Source organism: Streptomyces sp. NPDC059166 (assembly GCF_042755185.1).
In the GTDB taxonomy this organism is placed as follows: domain Bacteria; phylum Actinomycetota; class Actinomycetes; order Streptomycetales; family Streptomycetaceae; genus Streptomyces.
The window spans coordinates 35,887-55,251 of sequence record NZ_JBHZCI010000017.1 but is presented as its reverse complement, the minus strand read 5'-3'; the positions used below and the strand labels follow the sequence as shown (position 1 = coordinate 55,251).

Here is a 19,365-nt window from a genome sequence, read left to right as displayed (position 1 = left end):
GCCCATGTCCGCAGAGAGCACGCCCCGCCGTGAGGTGGTCACGGGCGAGCCCCGGCGGGTGCGCCCGCTGCCCCGCTACCGAGCCCAGTCGGAGATCGACGAGCAGACCGCCCTGGGCGGCGCCTACGTACGCTCGCTGATGCGCAGTCAGCTGCGTGCGGGACTCACCGTCTTCGCCGCGCTCACCCTCGTGGCGGGCGCCCTGCCCCTGGTCTTCGCGGCGCTGAACAGCGACGCCGTCGTCTGGGCCGTGCTCGGCTTCACCACCTGTCCGCCGCTCACGCTGGCCGCCTGGTGGTACGTACGCCGGGCGGAGCGCAACGAGCGGGACTTCGCCAGGCTCGTGGAAGACCTCCCCGCCCCGTGAGCGTCACCGGCCACCCGGCAGCGGTGGCGGCGGTCGCCCTGGTGGTCCTGGCCACCGTCCTCGTCGGCGGTTTCGGCCTGCGTATATCCCGCACCACCTCCGACTTCTACGTCGCCTCGCGCACCGTGCGCCCGAGGCTCAATGCCGCGGCGATCAGCGGCGAGTACCTCTCCGCGGCCTCGTTCCTCGGCATCGCCGGACTGGTGCTCGTGCACGGGCCCGACATGCTCTGGTACCCGGTCGGCTACACCGCCGGGTACCTCGTACTGCTGGTGTTCGTCGCCGCCCCGCTGCGCCGCTCGGGGGCGTACACCCTGCCCGACTTCGCCGAAGGGCGTCTCGAATCGCGTCAGGTCCGCCGCCTGGTCAGCGTGTTCGTCGTCGGCGCGGGCTGGGTGTACCTGGTACCGCAGCTCCAGGGCGCGGGCCTCACCCTGAAGATCCTCACGGGTGCGCCCGGCTGGCTCGGGGACGTACTCGTGGCCTCCGTCGTGGTGGTCGCCGTCGCCGCGGGCGGCATGCGGTCGGTCACCTTCGTCCAGGTCTTCCAGTACTGGCTCAAGCTCACCGCGCTGCTCGTCCCCGCGATCTTCCTCGTGCTGGCGTGGCAGGGCGACGGCGCCCCCCGCGTCAGCTTCGCCGGCGAGGTCTCCGTCTTCCGCGCCGAGCATCCGCTCTACGCCACGTACGGCCTGATCGTGGCGACCTTCCTGGGAACCATGGGGCTGCCCCATGTGGTCGTCCGCTTCTACACCAGCCCCAACGGCCGCGACGCCCGCCGCACCACCGTGGCCGTCCTCGCCCTGGTGGGCCTCTTCTACCTGCTGCCCCCCGTCTACGGGGCACTGGGCCGCCTCTACGCACCCGAGCTCATGCACGGCGGCGACGCGGACGCCGCCGTACTGCTGCTGCCCGCCCGGGTGATCGGAGGCATCGGAGGCGACCTGCTCGGCGCACTCCTCGCCGGCGGTGCCTTCGCCGCGTTCCTCTCGACGTCCTCCGGGCTCACCATGGCCGTGGCGGGCGTGATCACCCAGGACGTCCTGCCCTCGCGGGGCGTGCGGCACTTCAGGCTGGCCACCCTGCTGGCCATCGCCGTGCCGCTGGCCGGCTCACTCGTCGTCAGCCGGGTGCCGGTGGCCGACGCGGTCGGGATGGCGTTCGCCGTCTCCGCCTCGTCGTTCTGTCCGCTGCTCGTCCTCGGTATCTGGTGGCGGCGGCTCACCCCGCCGGGAGCGATCGCCGGGCTCCTGCTCGGCGGTGGATCCGCCCTGCTGTCCGTGGCCGTCACGGTGAGCGGCGCCGTACGGCCCCCGGGCTGGCCGCATGCCCTGCTGGCCTGGCCCGCCGTGTGGTCCGTCCCCGTAGGATTCCTGGCGATGATCATCGTGTCCCTTGCCACGCCCGGACGGATCCCACCCGGAACCAACGCGGCGATGACCCGGTTCCATCTGCCCGAAGCGCTCACCGCGGGCCGCGGGCGATGACCGGCGCCGGGATCGCCGCCGTCGCCGTGCTCTGTCTGCTGCTCTCCGGCACGGGCTTCCTGCTCGGGCGTACCGTGCGCCCCAAGCGCACCAGTGATGTGGGCACGCCGGTCGAGCACGCCACCTTCGCCACCCTGCACACCGCCTCCCTCGCCGCCCCGCCGCTGCGGGCGGGCCTCACGGAGGAGAGCGCGCGCAGGTCGGCGCGCGGGCTGCGCTCCCTGCTGGGCACCGACGCGCTGTGCCTCACCGACCGGGACCGGGTCCTGGTGTGGGACGGCGAGGGGGAGCACCACGGCAGGGACGTGATGCACCACGTCGCGGGCGTGCTCTCCGGTGGGAGGGACGCGGCCTTCGACAGCGGCTGCGACGACCTCGACTGCCCGTTGCGCTGGGCGGTCGCCGTGCCGCTGACGGTCGATCACCGGGTCCTGGGAACACTCGTCGCCTACGCCCCCCGGGAGTCGGCGGTGCTGGCGAGGGCGGCGGGGGAGGTGGCCCGCTGGGTCTGCGTGCAGCTCGAACTCGCCGAACTCGACCGCTCCCGCACCCAGCTGATCGAGGCCGAGATCAAGGCGCTGAGAGCCCAGATCTCCCCCCACTTCATCTTCAACTCACTCGCCGCGATCGCCTCGTTCGTCAGGACGGACCCGGAGCGCGCGCGTGAACTCCTCCTCGAATTCGCCGACTTCACCCGCTACTCGTTCCGCAGGCACGGGGAGTTCACCACCCTCGCGGACGAACTCCACTCCATCGACCAGTACCTGGCGCTGGCGCGGGCCCGCTTCGGCGAACGGCTCTCGGTCACCCTGCAGGTCGCTCCCGAGGTGCTCCCGGTCTCGCTGCCCTTCCTCTGTCTGCAGCCGCTGGTCGAGAACGCGGTGAAGCACGGCCTGGAGGGCGCGGCCGTCCCCGTCGCCCGCGCGGGCGACGCACCCCTGCGCATCACCATCAGTGCCCTCGACGCGGGCGCCGAGGCGGAAGTCGTCATAGAGGACGACGGTTCCGGCATGGAGCCGGAACGCCTCCGGAGGATCCTGCGGGGGGAGGGGGGCGCCTCCGTGGGCATCGGGCTGCTGAACGTCGACGAACGCCTTCGCCAGGTGTACGGCGACGACTACGGTCTGGTCATCGAGACCGGTGTCGGAGCGGGTATGAGAATCACCGTCCGGCTCCCCAAGTACCGTGCCGGCGTGCACGGTTCGTGACCCACCGTGCCGCAGGGCGCGGACGCGGCCGGGGCCGGGGCGCGTGCGCGGCCTAGTACAGGTGGACGGCCAGGTGGCCGAGCGGCAGCCCGAGCTGCCACGCCGGCGTCCACACCTGCGCCTCGCCCTCACCGGTGTCCTCCTCGTCGGGCGGTGGCCACCCCTGCGGGCCGACCGCGTCCAGGTCCGCGGCGAGCATCTCGGTCTCCTCAAGCCACCGCCAGGCCGCCCGGGCGAGGACCAGGTCGGGATCGACGGCCCCGGGGGCCGCCGTGGGGCGCTCCAGAGCCTCCAGTCGCGCGCAGACCCACCGCCTCCAGGCGGCGCCGTAGGCGGTGAGCAGCCGGAGTTCGTCCACCCGGGCAGCCGGAAGGTCGTCGGCCACCGCGCCGTCGGAGAGGAAGATCGTGAGGGCGAGGGCGTCGCGACCCGCCCTGTACTCCAGGGTCGCCGGCTCCATCAGGTCGCCGGTGGCCAGCATCTCGTCGGCGATGAACTCGGAGTACATCCACGCCATCGGGACCAGCAGCTCGTCCCCGCCGGTTCCCTCGTGATGTTCGGGACGCATCCCGTCTCGCCTCTTTCGTCGACTCGGTTCGGGCCCTCACGCAGCATTGAACCGGGGAGACCCGCCCCGCGTGGGCAGAAGAGCAGGATCCGTCAGGAGATTCGAGGTGAGATGGCGGCCGACCAGGGCGACGACCCGCACGTACGCCCCCTGCTGGGCGCCTATGTCCTCGATGCCCTCGACGAGGAGGAGAGCGGTCCCGTGGCCCGGCACATCCAGCGCTGTCCCGTGTGCGCCGAGGCCTATGTCGAGGTCGCGGAGGCGGCGTCCCTGCTCGGGCTGCTCCAGGTGGACGACCTGCTCGAGTAGCCCGTCAGGGTGCGGTTCAGCACCCGCAGAGCGTAGTAGGAACGGGACTTGACGGTGCCGGCCGGTATGCCCAGCACCCGCGCGGTCTCACCCACGCTGAGCCCGCGGAAGTAGATCTGCACCAGCACAGCCCGGTGCTCCGGGCTGAGCGTGCGTACGGCGGCACGCACGTCGAGCGCGTGCACCGCCGCGTCAGCGGTGTCGCCCGGGGCGGGCGTGCTCTCGAGCACCGCGTCCCCGACCTCCGTCGGCCGGGCCTGGCGGGACCGGCGGGCGTCGATGGCCAGCCGCCGTGCGACGGTGAAGAGCCACGGGCGCATCGAGTCGTACGCCGCGTCGAACGCCTCGGGGTGCTGCCAGGCCCGGACCAGGGTCTCCTGCGCGAGGTCCTCCGCCCTCTGCCGGTCGCCGAAGGTCAGGCCCAGCAGGAAGTGGAGGAGTGCCGGCCCGTGGTCGCGCTGCAGTTCCGCGAGGACCCGCTCGTCGGTCGTCGCCGTCGTCATCGTGCACATCCTTTCCCTGAGAGGCCCCTGACGCCTCGCTCCCGCCTGGCGTATACGAACGCATCGGAGCACGGGGGAACAGGCGGTGCGCAGAGATGTGCGCCGAGCGGTCGCTCGGAGCGACGAGTGGTGCGGCGAACGGTCGCCGGGAGGCATTGCGGCCGATTCAGGTACTTGGAGTCCTTTGTCCTTGACTAGCCGATACGAATATAGGTGTAGTCGGATGGCCGAAATCATCCGAACCGGGAGTCGTACAGATGGCGAAGCGCATCCGACAGGGCACGGCGATCATGGTCGCGGGCCTGCTGGCCACCGCCGCGACGGCCTGCGCGGGCCAGCAGACCTCGACCCCCGGATTCGCCGGCCGGCACCTCCCCGCCGAGCGCGGTGCGCACGGGGCGGGCGCCGGGGCGGAGGGCGGCGCGCGGACCTTCACGCTGCTCGCGTCGGGCGGCATCCTCCCCGACACCTCGGCGATCGACAGGGCTGCCCTCGACGGCGGGGGCGCCGGCTACGACTTCCGGCCGATGCTCGAGGGCGCCGCCCCTGCCGTCTCCGAGGCCGACCTGGCGATCTGCCACCTGGACACGGTGATCGGACAACAGGGCGGCCCGTACACGGGACCGCCGTCCTACCGCACGCCGCCCGAGCTGGCGGCCGCCCTGCGTGACACCGGCTACGACTCCTGCTCCACCGCCTCCGACCACACCCTCGACGACGGCGCCCAGGGTGTACGGCGCACCCTGGACGCCCTGGACCGCGCGGGCGTCGCCCACTCGGGATCCGCGCGGTCCGCCGGGGAGGCGTCCCGCCCCGGCCTGCTCAAGGCCGGCAAGGGGGCGAATGCGGCGAAGGTCGCCCACCTCGCCTACACCTACGGCACCGGAGGCCCGATGCCCGCAGGGCAGCGCTGGGCCGCCGACGTGATCGACCGGGACCGGATCGTGGCGGACGCCAGGGCGGCCCGGAAGGCGGGCGCCGACGTGGTCGTCGTCTCCCTGCACTGGGGCAGCGAATGGCAGGACGCCCCCGACGCCGCCCAGACCGGCCTCGGCCGCGAACTCACCGCGTCACGAACCGGCGAACGCCCCGACATCGACCTGATCCTCGGCACGCACACCCACGTCCCGCAGGCGTACGAGAAGGTCAACGGGACCTGGGTCGTGTACGGCCTGGGTGACCAGGTCGCCGGAGCCGCCGGTCAGGACGAGCGGGCCCGGGCGAGCACGATGGGCCGGTTCACCTTCGAGGCACCGGCACGCCCGGGGGAGCGATGGGCCGTCGGCAAGGCCGAGTTCATCCCGCTGTGGTTCGACGCGCAGGCGGGGCGCGTCGTACGCCCGGACGCGAACACCGCCGCCGGTGGCGAGGCGGCGGCCGGGCGGACGCGAGAGATCCGCGACCGGATCCACCGTGCCGTACTGAGCCGGGGAGCGGGCCAGGACGGCCTCACGGCCGGACGCTGAGATCCGCCCGCCGCGGGCGGGACCTGAATCCGCCGGTCGTCACGGGACCACGGTGACCGGCCAGCGCCCCGCCTTCACGAGCCGGACGGCCACCGATCCGACGAAGCGGTGTCCAGCGGACTCCGACGCGCCCACCACCACCGCGTCCGCCTTCAGTTCGTCGGCGGCCGTGACGAGCCCGTTGTACGGATCGCCGTGGAACGTGTGGAACTCCCACCTCACGTTCCATATGTCCTTGAGCCGCTCGGTCGCCGTCCTGATCTCGTTCACCAGCCCCTCGGCGACCTCTCCGGTCGTCTCGGTGACCGGGGCTCCAAGGGCGGCACCGGCGGCCATCACCGGCTGTACGTAGACGAGGGCGAGCAAGGCGTTCTGCCGCCGGGCCAGACCGGCCGCATAGGCCGCGGCACGCATCGAGGACTCGGATCCGTCGATGCCCGCGACGATCACCTTGGGTCCGTCGGTGCCGCGCTCGAATCGATGGTGCCGCTGCTCTGTCACGGCCCGAGGGTATCTCCTCCCAGGTCAAGGGCCCTGGGCGCCTCCGGCGAGCGACGGATCTCCGCCGGACACTCCATCCATCGGGTGCAAAACGGCGCATCCCCGGTGTCGGCGGCCGTGGGGGAGGCGACTCCGTGCGAGCAGTTGGTCATGAAACATGATCAGATCTCGGTCGAACGCCGTGCGCTGCTGCGACTCGGCCTCGCCCTGGGAGCCGCCGGCGCCGTCCACCTGGTCGCGGCGGATCCGGCCGGGACGCCGGCCCGCCCGGGGGGCGAGCCCCCGGTCCCGGCAGCCGGCGCTCCGGCGAGAGTTCAGGCCGGCCCGGGCTCCTACCGGCTCCGCCCCATGACCGCGGACACTCCACCCCGATTCCGTCCCGCCCCACCGCCCGTCCGCACCCGGCCGTTCGAGGAGCTTCCCGAACTGGGGCGCGATGCCATGGTGCTGACGTTCGACGACGGCCCCGACCCCCGGTACACACCCCTGATCCTTGACACGCTGCGCGCCCATGACGTGCGGGCGATGTTCTTCGTCTGCGGCGAGATGGCGGCCGACAACCCCGGTCTCCTCAAGGAGATGGCGGACGACGGCCATGTGGTCGGCAATCACTCCTGGTCGCACCCGCTGATCCCGAAGCTCTCCCGGGCCGCTATCCGTGACGAACTGGGCAGCACCAGCGAGGTGATCGAGAAGACGCTCGGAGCCCCACCGCTGTGGTACCGGGCGCCCTACGGCGCGTGGAACCGCAACTCCTTCGAGATCGGAGCCGCGCTGGGGATGGAACCCATGGCCTGGACCGTCGACACGCTGGACTGGACGGAGCCCGGGACCGCCGCCATCGTCCGCCGGGTCGAGAAGGGGGCCGCGCCCGGGGTGGTGGTGCTGTCCCACGACGCGGGCGGCGACCGGTCCCAGAGCGTGGCAGCCCTGCGGCGCTACCTGCCGGTGCTACTCGAAAGGGGATTCAGACCGACGGTCCCGTACCGCAGCTGAGCGTGTCTCCCGTCCGGCTACCGGGTCTCGACCAGCCGGGCGAAGACCACCACGTTGCCGTCGTAGCCCTCGGCCTTGGTGTAGCCCCCTCCGCAGGTGATGACCCTGAGCTCGGCGTATCCGGTGTCGCCGTACACCCGGGCACCGGGGAAGTCGTTCTTGGCGAAGACCTCGACACCGTAGATCTCGAACACCGCGACCCGGTCGTCATAGCGCGAGACCTCGATCTGCTGCCCCTTGCTGAGCGAGCCCAGGCCGTAGAAGACCGCCGGGCCGGCCAGGTTGTCGACGTGGCCGACCATCACCGAGGTCCCTCGCTGGCCCGGGGCGATGCCGTTCTGGTACCAGCCGGCGAGGTTGGAGTCCTGGGCCGGCGGAGCCTCGATCCATCCGGCCGGGTCCAGGTTCACGTCCACGACGGGGGCGTCGACCTCGATCGACGGGATCTGGATGCGCGAGACCGGTGCGTAGGCGAGCGGCTGCACCGGCTCGCCGTCGACCGGAGCGGACACGGCCGAGTCGCGCGGGCCGGCCACGGAAGCCGCGGCGGCGGGCTGCGGAGGCCCCGGGGAAGTCTCCACACCGTTGCGCATGAGCGCGAGCCCGGTGAGCATCACCAGGGCGATGGCGCCCCACGGTGTACGTCTGCTCCGCTCGGCGCCCCACTGGTCCCGGCCCATGGTTCTCCCTTCGTCGCGACATCGTCACGCTAGGCGCGGGCCGGTGCGGCGGCGATCAGGGAGGAGCGAACGGGTGGCGCGGAATCGGCGCGGTCGACGTCCGTCGCCCCACGGAGTAATGAGCGGATAAAAGTTCTGACGGTCCGTGACCTGCGTGTCCGTCAGGTCGTGTGATGCGTGCGCGGCGTGTCGTGGTGCCGCGTGGAGCAGTTCCGGAGTGCGGCATCGGGAACCAATGGTGATGGTTCGTCATGGGACGCGTTCTCGTCGACGATCCCGGAGAGCAGACTCCGGGGCGCTTCCCGCTGGAGGTTCGAAGATGCGTGCTTCACGCGCTCTCGCGGTGACCGCGACCGCATTCGCGGCAGTCGGGCTCGCCGCACCGCTGGCCGCCGCAGGAGGCGGCCCCGGCAGCAACCCGAGCAACTTCCCCACCAACGTCACCGTCGACCCGTCCTCGGTCTTCCAGGGCGCCACCATGCAGATCAGCGCGGAGGGCTGCGGCCGGTCCGGCGGGCGGGTCTGGTCGAACGCCTTCCCGACCGTGAACCTGTCGCCGGGCCGGGTGGGTTACGCCACCGCTCGTATCCGGGACAACGCGACGCCCGGGCGGTACAGCCTGTCCGTGCGGTGCAACGACAGCGACAACAACTTCGGCGGGGACCGGGGTCAGGGCGGCAACGGTGGTGACCGGGGTCAGGGCGGCGACGGCGGCGACCGTGGTCAGGGCGGCCAGGGCGGCCAGGGCGGCCAGGGCGGCAACGGCGGCCAGGGTGGCAACGGCGGCAACGGCGGCAACGGCGGCCAGGGTGGAAACGGTGGCGACCCGGTCGCGACCGCCCGCTTCACCGTGCTCCCGTCCCGTGGTGCCCAGGGTGGCCTCGGCGGCTCCATGGGCCCCAGCTCCGTCGAGATGCAGGTCGGTGGCGGTCTCGTCGCGGCGGCGGCCGTCGGCGGCGCCGTCTTCGTGGTCCGTCGCCGGATGAACAATGCGGCGATCTGACGCGTCCGCCCTCCTGCCCGGCCCGATACGCCCGTCGCCCCGAGTCCTGGATTCAGGACCCGGGGCGACTGCCGTGCGTGCGTAAGGGACGCGAGGCTCAGTGCTGACGGCTTGGACGCCGCTTGCGAAGGAAATAGAAGGCACCGGCCGAGGCGAGAGCCACCATCGCGGATCCGGCCGCGATCTCCGCCGGGTCCAGGGTGTCGACGCTGCCGCCGAGGCCACCCAGCACGCCGCTGGGCGAGGCGGTGGAACTCGTCGTCGGGGCGGTCGTGGGCGAACTGGTGGCACCGCTCGTGATGGTCAGGTTCGCCGACCGGGTGGTGGTGCCGCAGCGGAAGGTCACCTCGTACACCGCGCCTCGTCGCGCGTCCCTGTCGACCGTGGCGGTCGCCGACCGCCCGCTGGGGATGGTCGTCGTGTCGAACACGCCCGAGAACGCGGTCGCATCGGTGGTGCACCCCATGGCGCCCAGGGTGACCTGGCCGCCCGGCGCCACCGTCGACGGAGTGATCGTCGGGGTGAACGAGGTGGACGTACCGCCGTTGAGGGAGTCGGCCGAAGCGGCCGGTGCCGTCAGGATGACGGCGGCGGCGCCCAGCAGGGCGACGGGTGCGACACGTATCGCGCGCATGTTGAATCCTCCGGGTCCCGAGGCGCAGCCGCGGAACCGGTATCCGCGAGGCAGGGGAGATGCACCTCGATGCCCGAAACGGTAGAAGTGGCAGATTTCGCCCGCGATCGGGGTCAGGCGAATGGGGCAGCCTTGTCCCCCGGCCGGCGGACCGGCGGCGGGCCGCCCGGAGGGCCGGCCAGGGGGTGCGGCCGGGCGGGCGGCCACCGCCGAAGCGGCCTCCTAACCTCCCGTCGCTTGGGGGAACAGGTCCAGGAAGGGTGCCGTGGTGGCCGAGATGCCCCGGCCGAAGGGGGCGTCGAAGTCCCAGATCAAGAACAGGAGGAAGGCGATCAGCACGCTGAAGAGGCCCGCCAGGAGCAGTTCGCGGAAGGTTCTGCGGATCTGCAGCGTGAAGATCATCCCGACGGTGACCAGGGCGCCGGTGATCAGGCCGAACCAGACGACGCCGGGCATCGTGGCGCCCGCGTTCTGCCCCCGGGACCCGCGGGCGTCGTCCACGGCCGCGACCTGGTCCACCAGGGGCTGGTAGGCCTGCCCCTCGTGATCCGTCCGGGGCACGTAGTCCGTGACGTCGGAGCGCACCTTGTCCAGCAGCTCGGTGCCCTTCTCGGTGAGCGCGCCGTGATCTGTCATGTACCTCCATTCGTCGTCCACGACATGGGCGACGTAGGCCTCCACATCGGTCCGGATGCGGTCACGGACCTCGGCCGGATACACCGAGGCCCGCGCGCTGACCTCGTGCAGCGCCTGGGCCTCCAGGCGTACCGACTCCTGGGCGGCGCTACGGCCCTCCCAGACGCCCGCGATCGCCAGGCCCAGCACGATCGCGTAGACCACGCCGATCATCATCGTCATGTACTCGATGACGTCGGGGGTCTCGGACGGGTCGTCGTCCTCGGGGATGCGGCGGTTGCTGATGACCGCGGTGGTCAGGACGACGGCGCAGGCGGACGCCATCGCAATGGTGAGAACAAGCCATTCCGACATGGGTTCCCTTCTTCGGTCAGCGGGAGGAACGCGGGCGCAGCACGGCCACGGCGAACACGGCGGGCGCGGTGATCAGAAGGGTCAGGGTGACGACCGACGGCCCGTTCCGGGGGGTCTTGCGGGGAGGTTTCCGGTAGGCGGGCAGGGCGACCGGCTCCGGAGCCGGTGGCGTGGGACGGACGCTGGGCGGGGGTGGTGCGGGTTCCGGTTCCGGCGGCGCAGGCGCAGGCGCCGGCGGTGGAGGTGGGGGAGGCGGCGGTGGTGGGGGAGGTGGAGGCGGTGGTGGTGGAGGCGGCGGTGGGGGAGGTGGGGGAGGTGGGGGAGGCGCGGGTTCTGGTTCGGGCTCGGCGACGACAGCCCCGCACCGTCCTTCGCCCGCCACCGCGATGGACGACCCGCCGTCCCCCCGCCCGATGGACGCGACAGCGCAGTCGTCGCCGGCCGCGGGCAGCGGGGCCGCGAGCAGCAGCAGGAGGGTGGCGGCCGTCAGCCGCCATACGCGTGATCCGTACACGCCGGGGAGCATGTTCCCCGCAGTCCACGCACACGCGGGCGGACGAGCCGATTCGCCTGATGGTGGGGATCTTCGGCCATTCGTGTTTGCACAGCCGTGAGAGGCTCCGCTCCTCACCCTCCACCAGTTCGACAAGGACACCGCCTGGCCTCCGAGTTCGAGTCGCGGCGGTGACCGCGCGGAGTTCTGACGGCCGCCCGCGTGCCGGCTCACCGTTTCGGGAGGTCCTCGGTGCGACCGGTGAAGTCGGCCCGCACGGGGGAGTGTCCGGAGAAGAGGTGGTGGTCGCCCCGGTGCGGCGGAAGGGCGTCGGAGTCATGGTGAGGGGATTCGTGCTTTCGGCCCTCCGGGCGGTATCCGCCGGAAGTTCGTCGGCGCTCGGTTCCGGCCTTTCGGGGGAGAAGGCAGAGCGGGGCCAACGGGCGGGGATCCCGGGCCACATGATTCCGTTCCGTCGCCGCATACATACGTTCAGCGACGGGCCGGGCGGTCGCGCCTCCGCTGTGTGACCAATAACGGATCTCTAATTTCCGTTTCCACTCGCTCTCTTGGCGGCCGATCAGTAGCCTCTGGTCCACACTGACCATGAACATGGCCGGACCGCCGTGGCGACTTGTTGGAGACATCGATGGAGCGTCCCGCCTGGGCACCGCAGGGGATTGACATCTCGGTGCCGAGCGTGTCTCGCATGTACGACTTCTATCTGGGCGGTTCGCACAATTTCGAGGTGGACAGGGAAGCGGCGCGCAAGGCCATGGAGTTCATGCCTGGCCTGCCCAAGGCCATGCAGGCGAATCGCGCCTTCATGCGGCGGGCCGTCCGGTACGCCACGGATTCGGGTGTGAAGCAGTTCCTGGACATAGGCTCCGGGATACCGACCTTCGGCAATGTCCACGAGGTCGCCCAGGCCGCCGATCCGGAGGCCCGCATCGCCTACGTCGACCACGACTCGGTCGCGGTCGCACACAGCCAGGCGGTGCTCGAGGGCAACGACCGGACGGTGATCGCGGCCGCGGACCTGCGCAAGCCCCGGGAGATCCTGGAGCACCCAGAGGTCAACGGTCTCCTCGATCTGGACGAGCCGGTCGCGCTGCTGCTGGTGGCGGTCCTGCACTTCGTGGAGGACGCCGACGAGCCGTACGCCGCGGTCGCCGAACTCCGTGACGCGCTCGCTCCGGGCAGCCTGCTGATCCTCACCCACGCCGCGTACGAGGGGATCCCGCTCAGCCAGGAGGACGCGGGCGGTGCGGTCGGTGTCTACCGGGACATCCGCAACCCCCTGATCATGCGTTCACGCGCCGAGATCGGCCGGTTCTTCGAGGGATTCGAGCTCGTCGAGCCCGGCCTCGTCGCCATGCCCCAGTGGCGCCCTGAGTCACCCGAGGCGCTCGCGCAGGAGGACCCGTTCGCCTACTCGGGCTTTGCCGGGGTTGGACGCAAGGCGTGAGCATTCCCGTCCAGCCGTCCGGCTCGCCGGACGCGGAACCCGACGGCCCGGAGGGCCGGCTCCGGAGATTCGCCACCATCTGGAGCCGGGCGATCTTTCCGTCGACAGCCACCTCCATGACCCGCCCGGAGTTCGAGGAACACCTGCTGCCGCTCGCCCGGGAGCTCAGCACGATGCTTCATGAGCGGGTTTTCGACGCCGGCCCCGCGCAACGGGTCGGAGCCGCACTGGTCGACGCCCACTGCACGGACCCGGACGCCCTGAGCTCCACGCTCGGCGTCGTCGACTCCTACCTCGTCCTGTACTGCGGGGGGAACGGCCCCGTGGAGCTGTCGACCGAGGACAGCCGGGCGAGGTGCGCGCGGATCCAGCACGCCCTCGCCGGAGGGTTCAGCCAGGCGCTGCGCGAACGCACCCTCATGGAACAGGAGGCGATCGCCCGCTCGGCGCTCACCGCCCGTACGCACGCGGAGCAGGCGCTGCACGCCACCGAGGCGCGCTTCCGGGCCGTGTTCAAGGACGCCGCGATCGGGATCGGGATCGCCGACCTCGACGGCAACATCCTGGAGATCAACGACACCCTCACCCGGATGTTCGGTGGTCTGGAGAACCACGTCCGCAGCCACAAGGTGAACGAGTGGGTGCACCCCGAGGACTCGCCGTACGTGTGGAAGTACTACGACGAACTCGTCCGCGGGGAACGCGAGCACTACAGCGTGGAGAAGCCGTACTACCGCAACGACGGCACGGTCCTGTGGACCAATCTCACCGTGTCGCTGCTGCGCGACGCCGAGGGGCGGCCCGAGTACCAGCTGGCCCTCATGGAGGACACCACCGAGCGCCGGCTGCTCAACCTCCGGCTGCGTTACGAGGCCACCCACGACGCGCTGACGGGCCTGCCCAACCGGACGCTGTTCTTCGAGCGGCTGGAGAAGGCCCTGGCCCCCAGGGAGGGCATGCGCTTCGGGCTCTGCTACCTCGACCTCGACGGATTCAAGGCCATCAACGACAGTCTGGGCCACGCTGCGGGGGACCGGCTCCTCGTCGAGGTCTCCGACCGGCTGCAGGGCTGTGCGACGGCGCCGGGCGAGATGGTCGCGCGGCTCGGCGGCGACGAGTTCGTCGCCCTCACGACCGGGCCGCACACCCAGGACGAGGTGCACGAGCTGGCAGGCCGCATCCTCTCCGCCCTGGCCACGCCCGTCCGTCTCGACGGGCGGGAGCTGACGGTGCGCGGATCCATCGGTGTCGTGGAGGGGCCGTCGGGCGAACGCACGGCGGCCGAGGTGCTGCGCAGCGCCGACATCACGATGTACCGGGCCAAGGCCGCCGGCGGGAACCGCTTCGCCCTCGCCGACGCCGAGGCCGACGCACGTGCCATCACCCGCCATGGGCTGACCACGGCTCTGCCCGCCGCGCTGGACCGGGGGGAGTTCTTCATCGAGTACCAGCCCCTCGTGCACCTCGGTGACGGGAGCGTCCACGGGGCCGAGGCACTGGTGCGCTGGTGCCATCCGCAGCACGGAGTCCTGGGCCCGGACCGGTTCATCCCGCTCGCCGAGCACACCGGACTCATCGTGCCCCTCGGCCGGTGGGTGCTGGAGGAGTCCGTCCGTCAGGCGAACTTCTGGCAGGAGCGGCACACCGACGGCGGCCCGCTGCGGATCAACGTCAACCTGTCGCCCACCCAGCTGCATCACCCGAGCCTGGTCGCCGAGACGGTCGACGTACTGGAGCGCTCGGGTCTCGAACCCGGAGCGCTCTGCCTCGAGGTGACGGAGTCCGCGCTCATCGGCGCCGACGACGATCTGCTCAAGCCGCTCAGGCAGCTGGCGGAGATGGGCGTCGACATCGCCCTGGACGACTTCGGGACCGGCTACTCGAACCTGGCCAATCTGCGGCGGCTGCCGGTGAGCGTGCTCAAGCTGGACCGTTCCTTCACCCAGGGCATGCAGCACCACCCGGCCGATCCGGTCGATCTGAAGATCGTCGAGGGCATCGTCTCGCTCGCCCACAGCCTCGATCTCGCGGTCACGGTGGAAGGTGTGGAGACCGGGGCCCAGGCCGAGCAGCTGCGTGCCCTGGGCTGTGACACGGCCCAGGGCTGGTACTACGCACGGCCGGGCGCCCCGGACATGATCCACTCCCTGCTGCTGGCCGACGCCGTCTGACGGGACGTCCTCAGCCGCCGGAGGGGCCTTGCCCGCCGGCGGCCGGGGACGCCGCGAGCGGCCCCGCTCCCAGGAGCATCCGCTGCAACTCGCGGGCTGCACGCGGGGGTTCCACATCGCTGCGGTGCGCGAGTGCGATGGTCCGCTTGAGTCCCGGGGCGGCGAGCCGGGACGTCCGCAGGTCCTGGCCCGCCCGTACGGCGACCATCCGGGGCACCACGGCGATCCCCAGACCGGCGCGTACGAAGCCCAGGACGGCGTCCATCTCACCGCCCTCCACGGTGAACGACGGTTCGAAGCCCTCCGCGCGGCAGGCCGCGACGGTGAGCTCGCGGAGGTCGTATCCGTGCCGGAACATCACCAGCGGCTCGGTCTCGAGATCCGCCACCCGCACGCTCCCCCTCCGCCCGGGCGCGGGACGGGAGGCCGCGGACACGACGACGAGGTCCTCGTGCAGCAGCTCCACGGTGGTCAGGGCCGGTGAGCCGGCGGGCAGCGGCAGGACGAGCAGCGCCAGGTCGAGGGCGCCCCGGGCCAGCTGCCGCACCAAGTCGTGCGAACCGCCCTCCTCGATCAGCAGCCGGATCCCGGGATGCGCCCCGTGGAAGGCCTTCAGCACGTCCGGCAGCAGGCCCGTGCAGACACTCGGAGTCGCTCCGAGCCTGATCCGGCCCCTGCGCAGCTGCACCAGTTCCTGCACCTCGTGCCGGGCGGTGTCGGCGTCCGCGAGGATCCTGCGGGCGAGCGGCAGCAGCGCCTCGCCCGCGTCGGTCAGGGTGATGTTCCCGCGCGCCCGGCTGAACAGCTCGGCGCCCAGCTCGTGCTCCAGGGCCTTGATCTGCTGGGAGAGGGACGGCTGCGAGACGTGCACCTCCTCGGCGGCCCGGGTGAAGTGCCTGGCCTCCGCCACGGCGACGAAATAGGCGAGCTGCTGGAAGTGCATGAAGCCGATCCTAGCGGCGATGATAGGCATCTCCTATGGAGATGAACAGTTCCATGTCTTGGACTGATGGTCGCCCTCGGCTCTAGCGTCGTGTCCATGGCATTGGCAACGCGGACGGACCGACGGCCGTCCATGACGCGTACGCTCTGGGGCTCGTCCGTCGGCAAAAAGGTGATCATGGCCGTCAGCGGCCTGATCATGCTCGGGTATCTGGTGGTCCACATGCTGGGCAACCTGAAGATCTTCTTCGGACCGGACGAGTTCAACCACTACGCGCACTGGCTCCGGACCATCGGCGAGCCCTTCCTGCACTACGAGTGGGCGCTGTGGATCATCCGTCTGGTGCTCGTCGCGGCCGTCGTCCTGCACGCCGTGTGCGCGTACCAGCTGAGCCGCCGCGACCTCAGGGCCCGCCCGACGGCATACGTCCACAAGAAGGCCCGCTCCAGCTACGCCACACGGACCATGCGCTACGGCGGCGTCATCCTCGGGCTGTTCATCGTCTGGCACATCCTGGACCTCACCACCGGCACCGTGCATCCGGGCGGATTCCAGTCCGGGCATCCGTACCAGAACGTGCTCGACACCTTCTCGACCTGGTACGGCAACGTGATCTACATCGCCGCCGTGCTCGCCCTGGGACTGCACGTCCGGCACGGGTTCTGGAGTGCGGCGCAGACCCTCGGAGCGGGCAGCGCGACCCGGGAGCGCGTCCTGAAGACGCTCGCCGGCGTCCTCGCAGTGGTACTGACGGCGGGCTTCGTCTCCGTACCCGTCGCCGTGATGACCGGAGTGGTGAGCTGACATGACCGACTACACGAACTACCGCACCGGTGCCCCGCTGGCCGACACCAAGGCCCCCGAAGGCCCGGTCGCCGACCGCTGGGACACCCGCCGCTTCCAGGCGAAGCTCGTCAACCCGGCCAACCGCCGCAAGCACACCGTCATCGTCGTCGGCACCGGTCTCGCCGGCGGCTCGGCCGGCGCCACCCTGGCCGAACAGGGCTACCACGTGGTCCAGTTCTGCTTCCAGGACTCCCCGAGGCGCGCCCACTCCGTCGCCGCACAGGGCGGCATCAACGCGGCGAAGAACTACCGCAACGACGGGGACTCGGTCCACCGGCTCTTCTACGACACGGTGAAGGGCGGCGACTTCCGGGCCCGCGAGTCCAACGTCCACCGACTGGCCCAGATCTCCGTCGAGATCATCGACCAGTGCGTCGCCCAGGGCGTGCCCTTCGCCCGCGAGTACGGAGGACTGCTGGACAACCGCTCCTTCGGCGGTGTCCAGGTCTCCCGCACCTTCTACGCCCGCGGCCAGACGGGCCAGCAGCTCCTGCTCGGCGCCTACCAGGCGCTCTCCCGCCAGATCGCGGCGGGCAACGTGGAGCTCCACTCCCGCACGGAGATGCTGGACCTGATCGTCGTCGACGGCAAGGCCCGTGGCATCGTGGCCCGCGACCTCGTCACGGGAAGGATCGACACCTACTTCGCCGACGCGGTCGTCCTGGCCAGCGGCGGCTACGGCAACGTCTTCTACCTGTCGACCAACGCCATGAACTCCAACGCCACCGCGATCTGGCGGGCCCACCGCCGCGGTGCCTGGTTCGCCAACCCCTGCTTCACCCAGATCCACCCCACCTGCATCCCGCGCACCGGCGACCACCAGTCGAAGCTGACGCTGATGAGCGAGTCGCTGCGCAACGACGGGCGGATCTGGGTCCCGAAGGCCAAGGGCGACGACCGTCCCGCCGACCGGATCCCCGAGGACGAGAGGGACTACTACCTCGAGCGGATCTATCCGGCCTTCGGCAACCTCGTCCCCCGCGACATCGCCTCCCGGGCCGCGAAGAACGTCTGCGACGAGGGCCGGGGCGTCGGCCCCGGCGGCCAGGGCGTCTACCTCGACTTCGCCGAGGCCATCGAGCGCATGGGCCGCGGAAAGGTGGAGGAGAAGTACGGCAACCTCTTCGACATGTACGCCCGGATCACCGCGGAGAACCCGTACGAGACCCCCATGCGGATCTACCCCGCGGTGCACTACACCATGGGCGGCCTCTGGGTCGACTACGACCTCCAGACCACGATCCCCGGCCTCTTCGCCATCGGTGAGGCCAACTTCTCCGACCACGGCGCCAACCGGCTCGGTGCCTCCGCGCTGATGCAGGGGCTCGCCGACGGTTACTTCGTCCTGCCGTCGACCATCAACGACTACCTCGCCCGCAACCCGCACAGCGAGGCGGTCGACGCGGACCACCCGGCGGTGGCCGAGGCCGTCGCCGAGACCGAGGACCGGCTCAACCTCCTCCTCTCCGTCGACGGGGACCGCACTCCGGACTCCTTCCACCGCGAGATCGGTGAACTCATGTGGGAGCACTGCGGGATGGCCCGCACCGAGGAGGGCCTGCGCAAGGCTCTCGACCGCATCCCGCGCATCCGTGAGGAGTTCTGGCGCCGCGTCAAGGTCCCTGGCACGGGCGAGGAGTTCAACCAGTCGCTGGAGAAGGCCAACCGGGTGATCGACTATCTCGAGCTCGCCGAGCTCATGTGCCTCGACGCCCTGCACCGCGCGGAATCCTGCGGCGGGCACTTCCGCGAGGAGTCGCAGACCCCGGACGGCGAGGCCGCCCGGCGGGACGAGGAGTTCTCCTACGCCGCCGCCTGGGAGTTCGGCGGGACCGGCGACGCCCCCGTCCTGCACAAGGAAGACCTCGTCTTCGAGTACGTCCACCCCACTCAGCGGAGCTACGCATGAAGCTCACCCTGCGCGTCTGGCGCCAGAAGAACGCCGAGGCGCCCGGCGCCATGGCCACCTACGAGATCGACGGGATCTCCCGGGACATGTCGTTCCTGGAGATGCTCGACACCCTCAACGAGGAGCTCATCCTCACCGGGGACGAGCCCGTCGCCTTCGACCACGACTGCCGCGAGGGCATCTGCGGCGCGTGCAGCCTCGTCATCAACGGCGACGCCCACGGCCCCGAACGCACCACCACCTGCCAGCTGCACATGCGGTCCTTCAGCGACGGCGACACCATCGACATCGAACCGTGGCGGGCCTCGGCCTTCCCGGTCGTCAAGGACCTCGTCGTCGACCGCTCCTCCTTCGACCGCATCATCCAGTCCGGCGGCTACATCTCGGCCCCCACCGGGACGGCCCCCGACGCGCACGCCACTCCGGTGCCCAAGCCGGACGCCGACTCGGCGTTCGAGCACGCCGAGTGCATCGGCTGCGGTGCGTGCGTCGCCGCCTGTCCCAACGGCTCGGCGATGCTGTTCACCTCCGCCAAGGTCAACCACCTCAATGTGCTGCCGCAGGGCGCCCCCGAGCGGGAGACCCGGGTCCTCGACATGGTCGCCACCATGGACGACGAGGGCTTCGGTGGCTGCACCCTCACCGGTGAGTGCGCCACGGCGTGTCCCAAGGGCATCCCGCTGCCGTCCATCACCGCGATGAACAAGGAGTGGCTGCGGGCCACCCGCAAGGTGCGCCGCTGACCCGGCCTGGTCGCCGTACGCCGTGGACCCGCCGGTTTCCGGGACCGGCGGGAACCACGGCGGACACGACGGACCGGTCG

Annotated in this window: 19 protein-coding genes; 12 read left to right on the top strand and 7 right to left on the bottom strand. The window is 71.1% G+C overall.

Annotated features, from left to right (window positions below):
* Window positions 1–4 precede the first annotated feature (4 nt).
* The 3 genes from ACFXOA_RS15240 to ACFXOA_RS15230 are packed head-to-tail and all read left to right on the top strand — an operon-like array spanning window position 5 to window position 3,062.
* Window positions 5–367, top strand: a complete 363-nt coding sequence (locus tag ACFXOA_RS15240) for a hypothetical protein (protein WP_385027309.1) — start codon at window positions 5–7, stop codon at window positions 365–367.
* Complete coding sequence (locus tag ACFXOA_RS15235; protein ID WP_385027306.1) at window positions 364–1,854, top strand: cation acetate symporter; 1,491 nt, start codon at window positions 364–366, stop codon at window positions 1,852–1,854. The genes ACFXOA_RS15240 and ACFXOA_RS15235 overlap by 4 nt, the downstream gene beginning before the upstream one ends.
* A complete protein-coding gene (locus ACFXOA_RS15230) occupies window positions 1,851–3,062 on the top strand; it encodes a sensor histidine kinase (protein WP_385027303.1) in 1,212 nt (403 codons plus the stop codon). The genes ACFXOA_RS15235 and ACFXOA_RS15230 overlap by 4 nt, the downstream gene beginning before the upstream one ends.
* A gap of 52 nt (window positions 3,063–3,114) precedes the next feature.
* On the opposite strand, the gene ACFXOA_RS15225 is transcribed toward ACFXOA_RS15230, so the two are convergent.
* Window positions 3,115–3,630 carry a hypothetical protein gene (locus tag ACFXOA_RS15225; RefSeq protein WP_385027300.1) on the bottom strand — a complete coding sequence of 172 codons (516 nt, stop codon included), beginning with the start codon at window positions 3,628–3,630 and terminating at the stop codon, window positions 3,115–3,117.
* 111 nt (window positions 3,631–3,741) lie between these two features.
* Between ACFXOA_RS15225 and ACFXOA_RS15220 the strand changes: the two genes are divergently transcribed.
* On the top strand, window positions 3,742–3,939 hold the full coding sequence (locus ACFXOA_RS15220) for a zf-HC2 domain-containing protein (RefSeq protein WP_385027297.1): 198 nt from the start codon (window positions 3,742–3,744) through the stop codon (window positions 3,937–3,939).
* Here the strand turns inward: ACFXOA_RS15220 and ACFXOA_RS15215 are convergent.
* Complete coding sequence (locus ACFXOA_RS15215; protein ID WP_385027294.1) at window positions 3,873–4,442, bottom strand: sigma-70 family RNA polymerase sigma factor; 570 nt, start codon at window positions 4,440–4,442, stop codon at window positions 3,873–3,875. The genes ACFXOA_RS15220 and ACFXOA_RS15215 overlap by 67 nt on opposite strands.
* A gap of 257 nt (window positions 4,443–4,699) precedes the next feature.
* On the opposite strand from ACFXOA_RS15215, the gene ACFXOA_RS15210 reads away from it, so the two are divergent.
* On the top strand, window positions 4,700–5,908 hold the full coding sequence (locus ACFXOA_RS15210) for a CapA family protein (protein ID WP_385027291.1): 1,209 nt from the start codon (window positions 4,700–4,702) through the stop codon (window positions 5,906–5,908).
* Window positions 5,909–5,947: 39 nt separating this feature from the next.
* Here the strand turns inward: ACFXOA_RS15210 and ACFXOA_RS15205 are convergent, their stop codons facing one another.
* On the bottom strand, window positions 5,948–6,409 hold the full coding sequence (locus ACFXOA_RS15205; RefSeq protein ID WP_385027288.1) for a universal stress protein: 462 nt from the start codon (window positions 6,407–6,409) through the stop codon (window positions 5,948–5,950).
* A gap of 150 nt (window positions 6,410–6,559) precedes the next feature.
* Here ACFXOA_RS15205 and ACFXOA_RS15200 point away from each other — a divergent pair, with 150 nt between their 5' ends.
* Complete coding sequence (locus tag ACFXOA_RS15200) at window positions 6,560–7,405, top strand: polysaccharide deacetylase family protein (RefSeq protein ID WP_385027286.1); 846 nt, start codon at window positions 6,560–6,562, stop codon at window positions 7,403–7,405.
* Window positions 7,406–7,422: 17 nt separating this feature from the next.
* On the opposite strand, the gene ACFXOA_RS15195 is transcribed toward ACFXOA_RS15200, so the two are convergent.
* Window positions 7,423–8,085 (bottom strand): class F sortase, encoded by a 663-nt coding sequence (locus tag ACFXOA_RS15195; RefSeq protein ID WP_385027283.1) that lies wholly within the window; start codon window positions 8,083–8,085, stop codon window positions 7,423–7,425.
* 343 nt (window positions 8,086–8,428) lie between these two features.
* Here ACFXOA_RS15195 and ACFXOA_RS15190 point away from each other — a divergent pair, with 343 nt between their 5' ends.
* A complete protein-coding gene (locus ACFXOA_RS15190; protein WP_385027508.1) occupies window positions 8,429–9,088 on the top strand; it encodes a hypothetical protein in 660 nt (219 codons plus the stop codon).
* 97 nt (window positions 9,089–9,185) lie between these two features.
* Here ACFXOA_RS15190 and ACFXOA_RS15185 read toward each other — a convergent pair whose 3' ends face one another.
* Together ACFXOA_RS15185 and ACFXOA_RS15180 are read right to left on the bottom strand one after the other, a co-directional pair.
* Window positions 9,186–9,722 (bottom strand): hypothetical protein, encoded by a 537-nt coding sequence (locus tag ACFXOA_RS15185; RefSeq protein ID WP_385027280.1) that lies wholly within the window; start codon window positions 9,720–9,722, stop codon window positions 9,186–9,188.
* 222 nt (window positions 9,723–9,944) lie between these two features.
* Entirely contained in the window at window positions 9,945–10,712 is a 768-nt protein-coding gene (locus ACFXOA_RS15180; protein ID WP_385027278.1) for a hypothetical protein, read from the bottom strand.
* A gap of 1,142 nt (window positions 10,713–11,854) precedes the next feature.
* Between ACFXOA_RS15180 and ACFXOA_RS15175 the strand changes: the two genes are divergently transcribed.
* Together ACFXOA_RS15175 and ACFXOA_RS15170 are read left to right on the top strand one after the other, a co-directional pair.
* The gene (locus ACFXOA_RS15175) at window positions 11,855–12,673 is read left to right on the top strand and encodes an SAM-dependent methyltransferase (RefSeq protein ID WP_385027275.1); all 819 of its coding nucleotides are present in this window, start codon (window positions 11,855–11,857) and stop codon (window positions 12,671–12,673) included.
* Window positions 12,670–14,844 (top strand): putative bifunctional diguanylate cyclase/phosphodiesterase, encoded by a 2,175-nt coding sequence (locus tag ACFXOA_RS15170; protein ID WP_385027272.1) that lies wholly within the window; start codon window positions 12,670–12,672, stop codon window positions 14,842–14,844. Before ACFXOA_RS15175 ends, ACFXOA_RS15170 begins: the two co-directional genes overlap by 4 nt.
* Window positions 14,845–14,854: 10 nt before the next feature.
* Here the strand turns inward: ACFXOA_RS15170 and ACFXOA_RS15165 are convergent, their stop codons facing one another.
* Window positions 14,855–15,787: a LysR family transcriptional regulator gene (locus ACFXOA_RS15165; protein ID WP_385027269.1), complete on the bottom strand. Its 933-nt coding sequence runs from the start codon at window positions 15,785–15,787 to the stop codon at window positions 14,855–14,857.
* Between the two features lie 96 nt (window positions 15,788–15,883).
* Here ACFXOA_RS15165 and ACFXOA_RS15160 point away from each other — a divergent pair, with 96 nt between their 5' ends.
* Genes ACFXOA_RS15160 through ACFXOA_RS15150 form a run of 3 tightly spaced genes read left to right on the top strand, consistent with a single transcriptional unit; the run spans window position 15,884 to window position 19,285 of the window.
* Window positions 15,884–16,591, top strand: coding sequence for a succinate dehydrogenase (locus ACFXOA_RS15160; protein ID WP_385027266.1), 708 nt, complete (start codon window positions 15,884–15,886; stop codon window positions 16,589–16,591).
* A 1-nt stretch (window position 16,592) separates the two neighbouring features.
* Window positions 16,593–18,542, top strand: a complete 1,950-nt coding sequence (locus tag ACFXOA_RS15155) for a fumarate reductase/succinate dehydrogenase flavoprotein subunit (protein WP_385027263.1) — start codon at window positions 16,593–16,595, stop codon at window positions 18,540–18,542.
* Complete coding sequence (locus tag ACFXOA_RS15150; protein ID WP_385027260.1) at window positions 18,539–19,285, top strand: succinate dehydrogenase/fumarate reductase iron-sulfur subunit; 747 nt, start codon at window positions 18,539–18,541, stop codon at window positions 19,283–19,285. The genes ACFXOA_RS15155 and ACFXOA_RS15150 overlap by 4 nt, the downstream gene beginning before the upstream one ends.
* The last annotated feature ends 80 nt before the right edge of the window (window positions 19,286–19,365 follow it).

Excerpts from the sequence above, each read along its gene's own strand:
- ACFXOA_RS15165 (WP_385027269.1), bottom strand. The coding sequence starts at position 15,787 with ATGCACTTCCAGCAGCTCGCCTATTTCGTCGCCGTGGCGGAGGCCAGG.
- ACFXOA_RS15160 (WP_385027266.1), top strand. The coding sequence starts at position 15,884 with ATGGCATTGGCAACGCGGACGGACCGACGGCCGTCCATGACGCGTACG.
- ACFXOA_RS15195 (WP_385027283.1), bottom strand. The coding sequence starts at position 8,085 with ATGGGCCGGGACCAGTGGGGCGCCGAGCGGAGCAGACGTACACCGTGG.
- ACFXOA_RS15200 (WP_385027286.1), top strand. The coding sequence starts at position 6,560 with ATGAAACATGATCAGATCTCGGTCGAACGCCGTGCGCTGCTGCGACTC.
- ACFXOA_RS15240 (WP_385027309.1), top strand. The coding sequence starts at position 5 with ATGTCCGCAGAGAGCACGCCCCGCCGTGAGGTGGTCACGGGCGAGCCC.
- ACFXOA_RS15210 (WP_385027291.1), top strand. The coding sequence starts at position 4,700 with ATGGCGAAGCGCATCCGACAGGGCACGGCGATCATGGTCGCGGGCCTG.
- ACFXOA_RS15230 (WP_385027303.1), top strand. The coding sequence starts at position 1,851 with ATGACCGGCGCCGGGATCGCCGCCGTCGCCGTGCTCTGTCTGCTGCTC.
- ACFXOA_RS15175 (WP_385027275.1), top strand. The coding sequence starts at position 11,855 with ATGGAGCGTCCCGCCTGGGCACCGCAGGGGATTGACATCTCGGTGCCG.
- ACFXOA_RS15220 (WP_385027297.1), top strand. The coding sequence starts at position 3,742 with ATGGCGGCCGACCAGGGCGACGACCCGCACGTACGCCCCCTGCTGGGC.
- ACFXOA_RS15155 (WP_385027263.1), top strand. The coding sequence starts at position 16,593 with ATGACCGACTACACGAACTACCGCACCGGTGCCCCGCTGGCCGACACC.
- ACFXOA_RS15185 (WP_385027280.1), bottom strand. The coding sequence starts at position 9,722 with ATGCGCGCGATACGTGTCGCACCCGTCGCCCTGCTGGGCGCCGCCGCC.
- ACFXOA_RS15150 (WP_385027260.1), top strand. The coding sequence starts at position 18,539 with ATGAAGCTCACCCTGCGCGTCTGGCGCCAGAAGAACGCCGAGGCGCCC.
- ACFXOA_RS15180 (WP_385027278.1), bottom strand. The coding sequence starts at position 10,712 with ATGTCGGAATGGCTTGTTCTCACCATTGCGATGGCGTCCGCCTGCGCC.
- ACFXOA_RS15215 (WP_385027294.1), bottom strand. The coding sequence starts at position 4,442 with ATGACGACGGCGACGACCGACGAGCGGGTCCTCGCGGAACTGCAGCGC.
- ACFXOA_RS15225 (WP_385027300.1), bottom strand. The coding sequence starts at position 3,630 with ATGCGTCCCGAACATCACGAGGGAACCGGCGGGGACGAGCTGCTGGTC.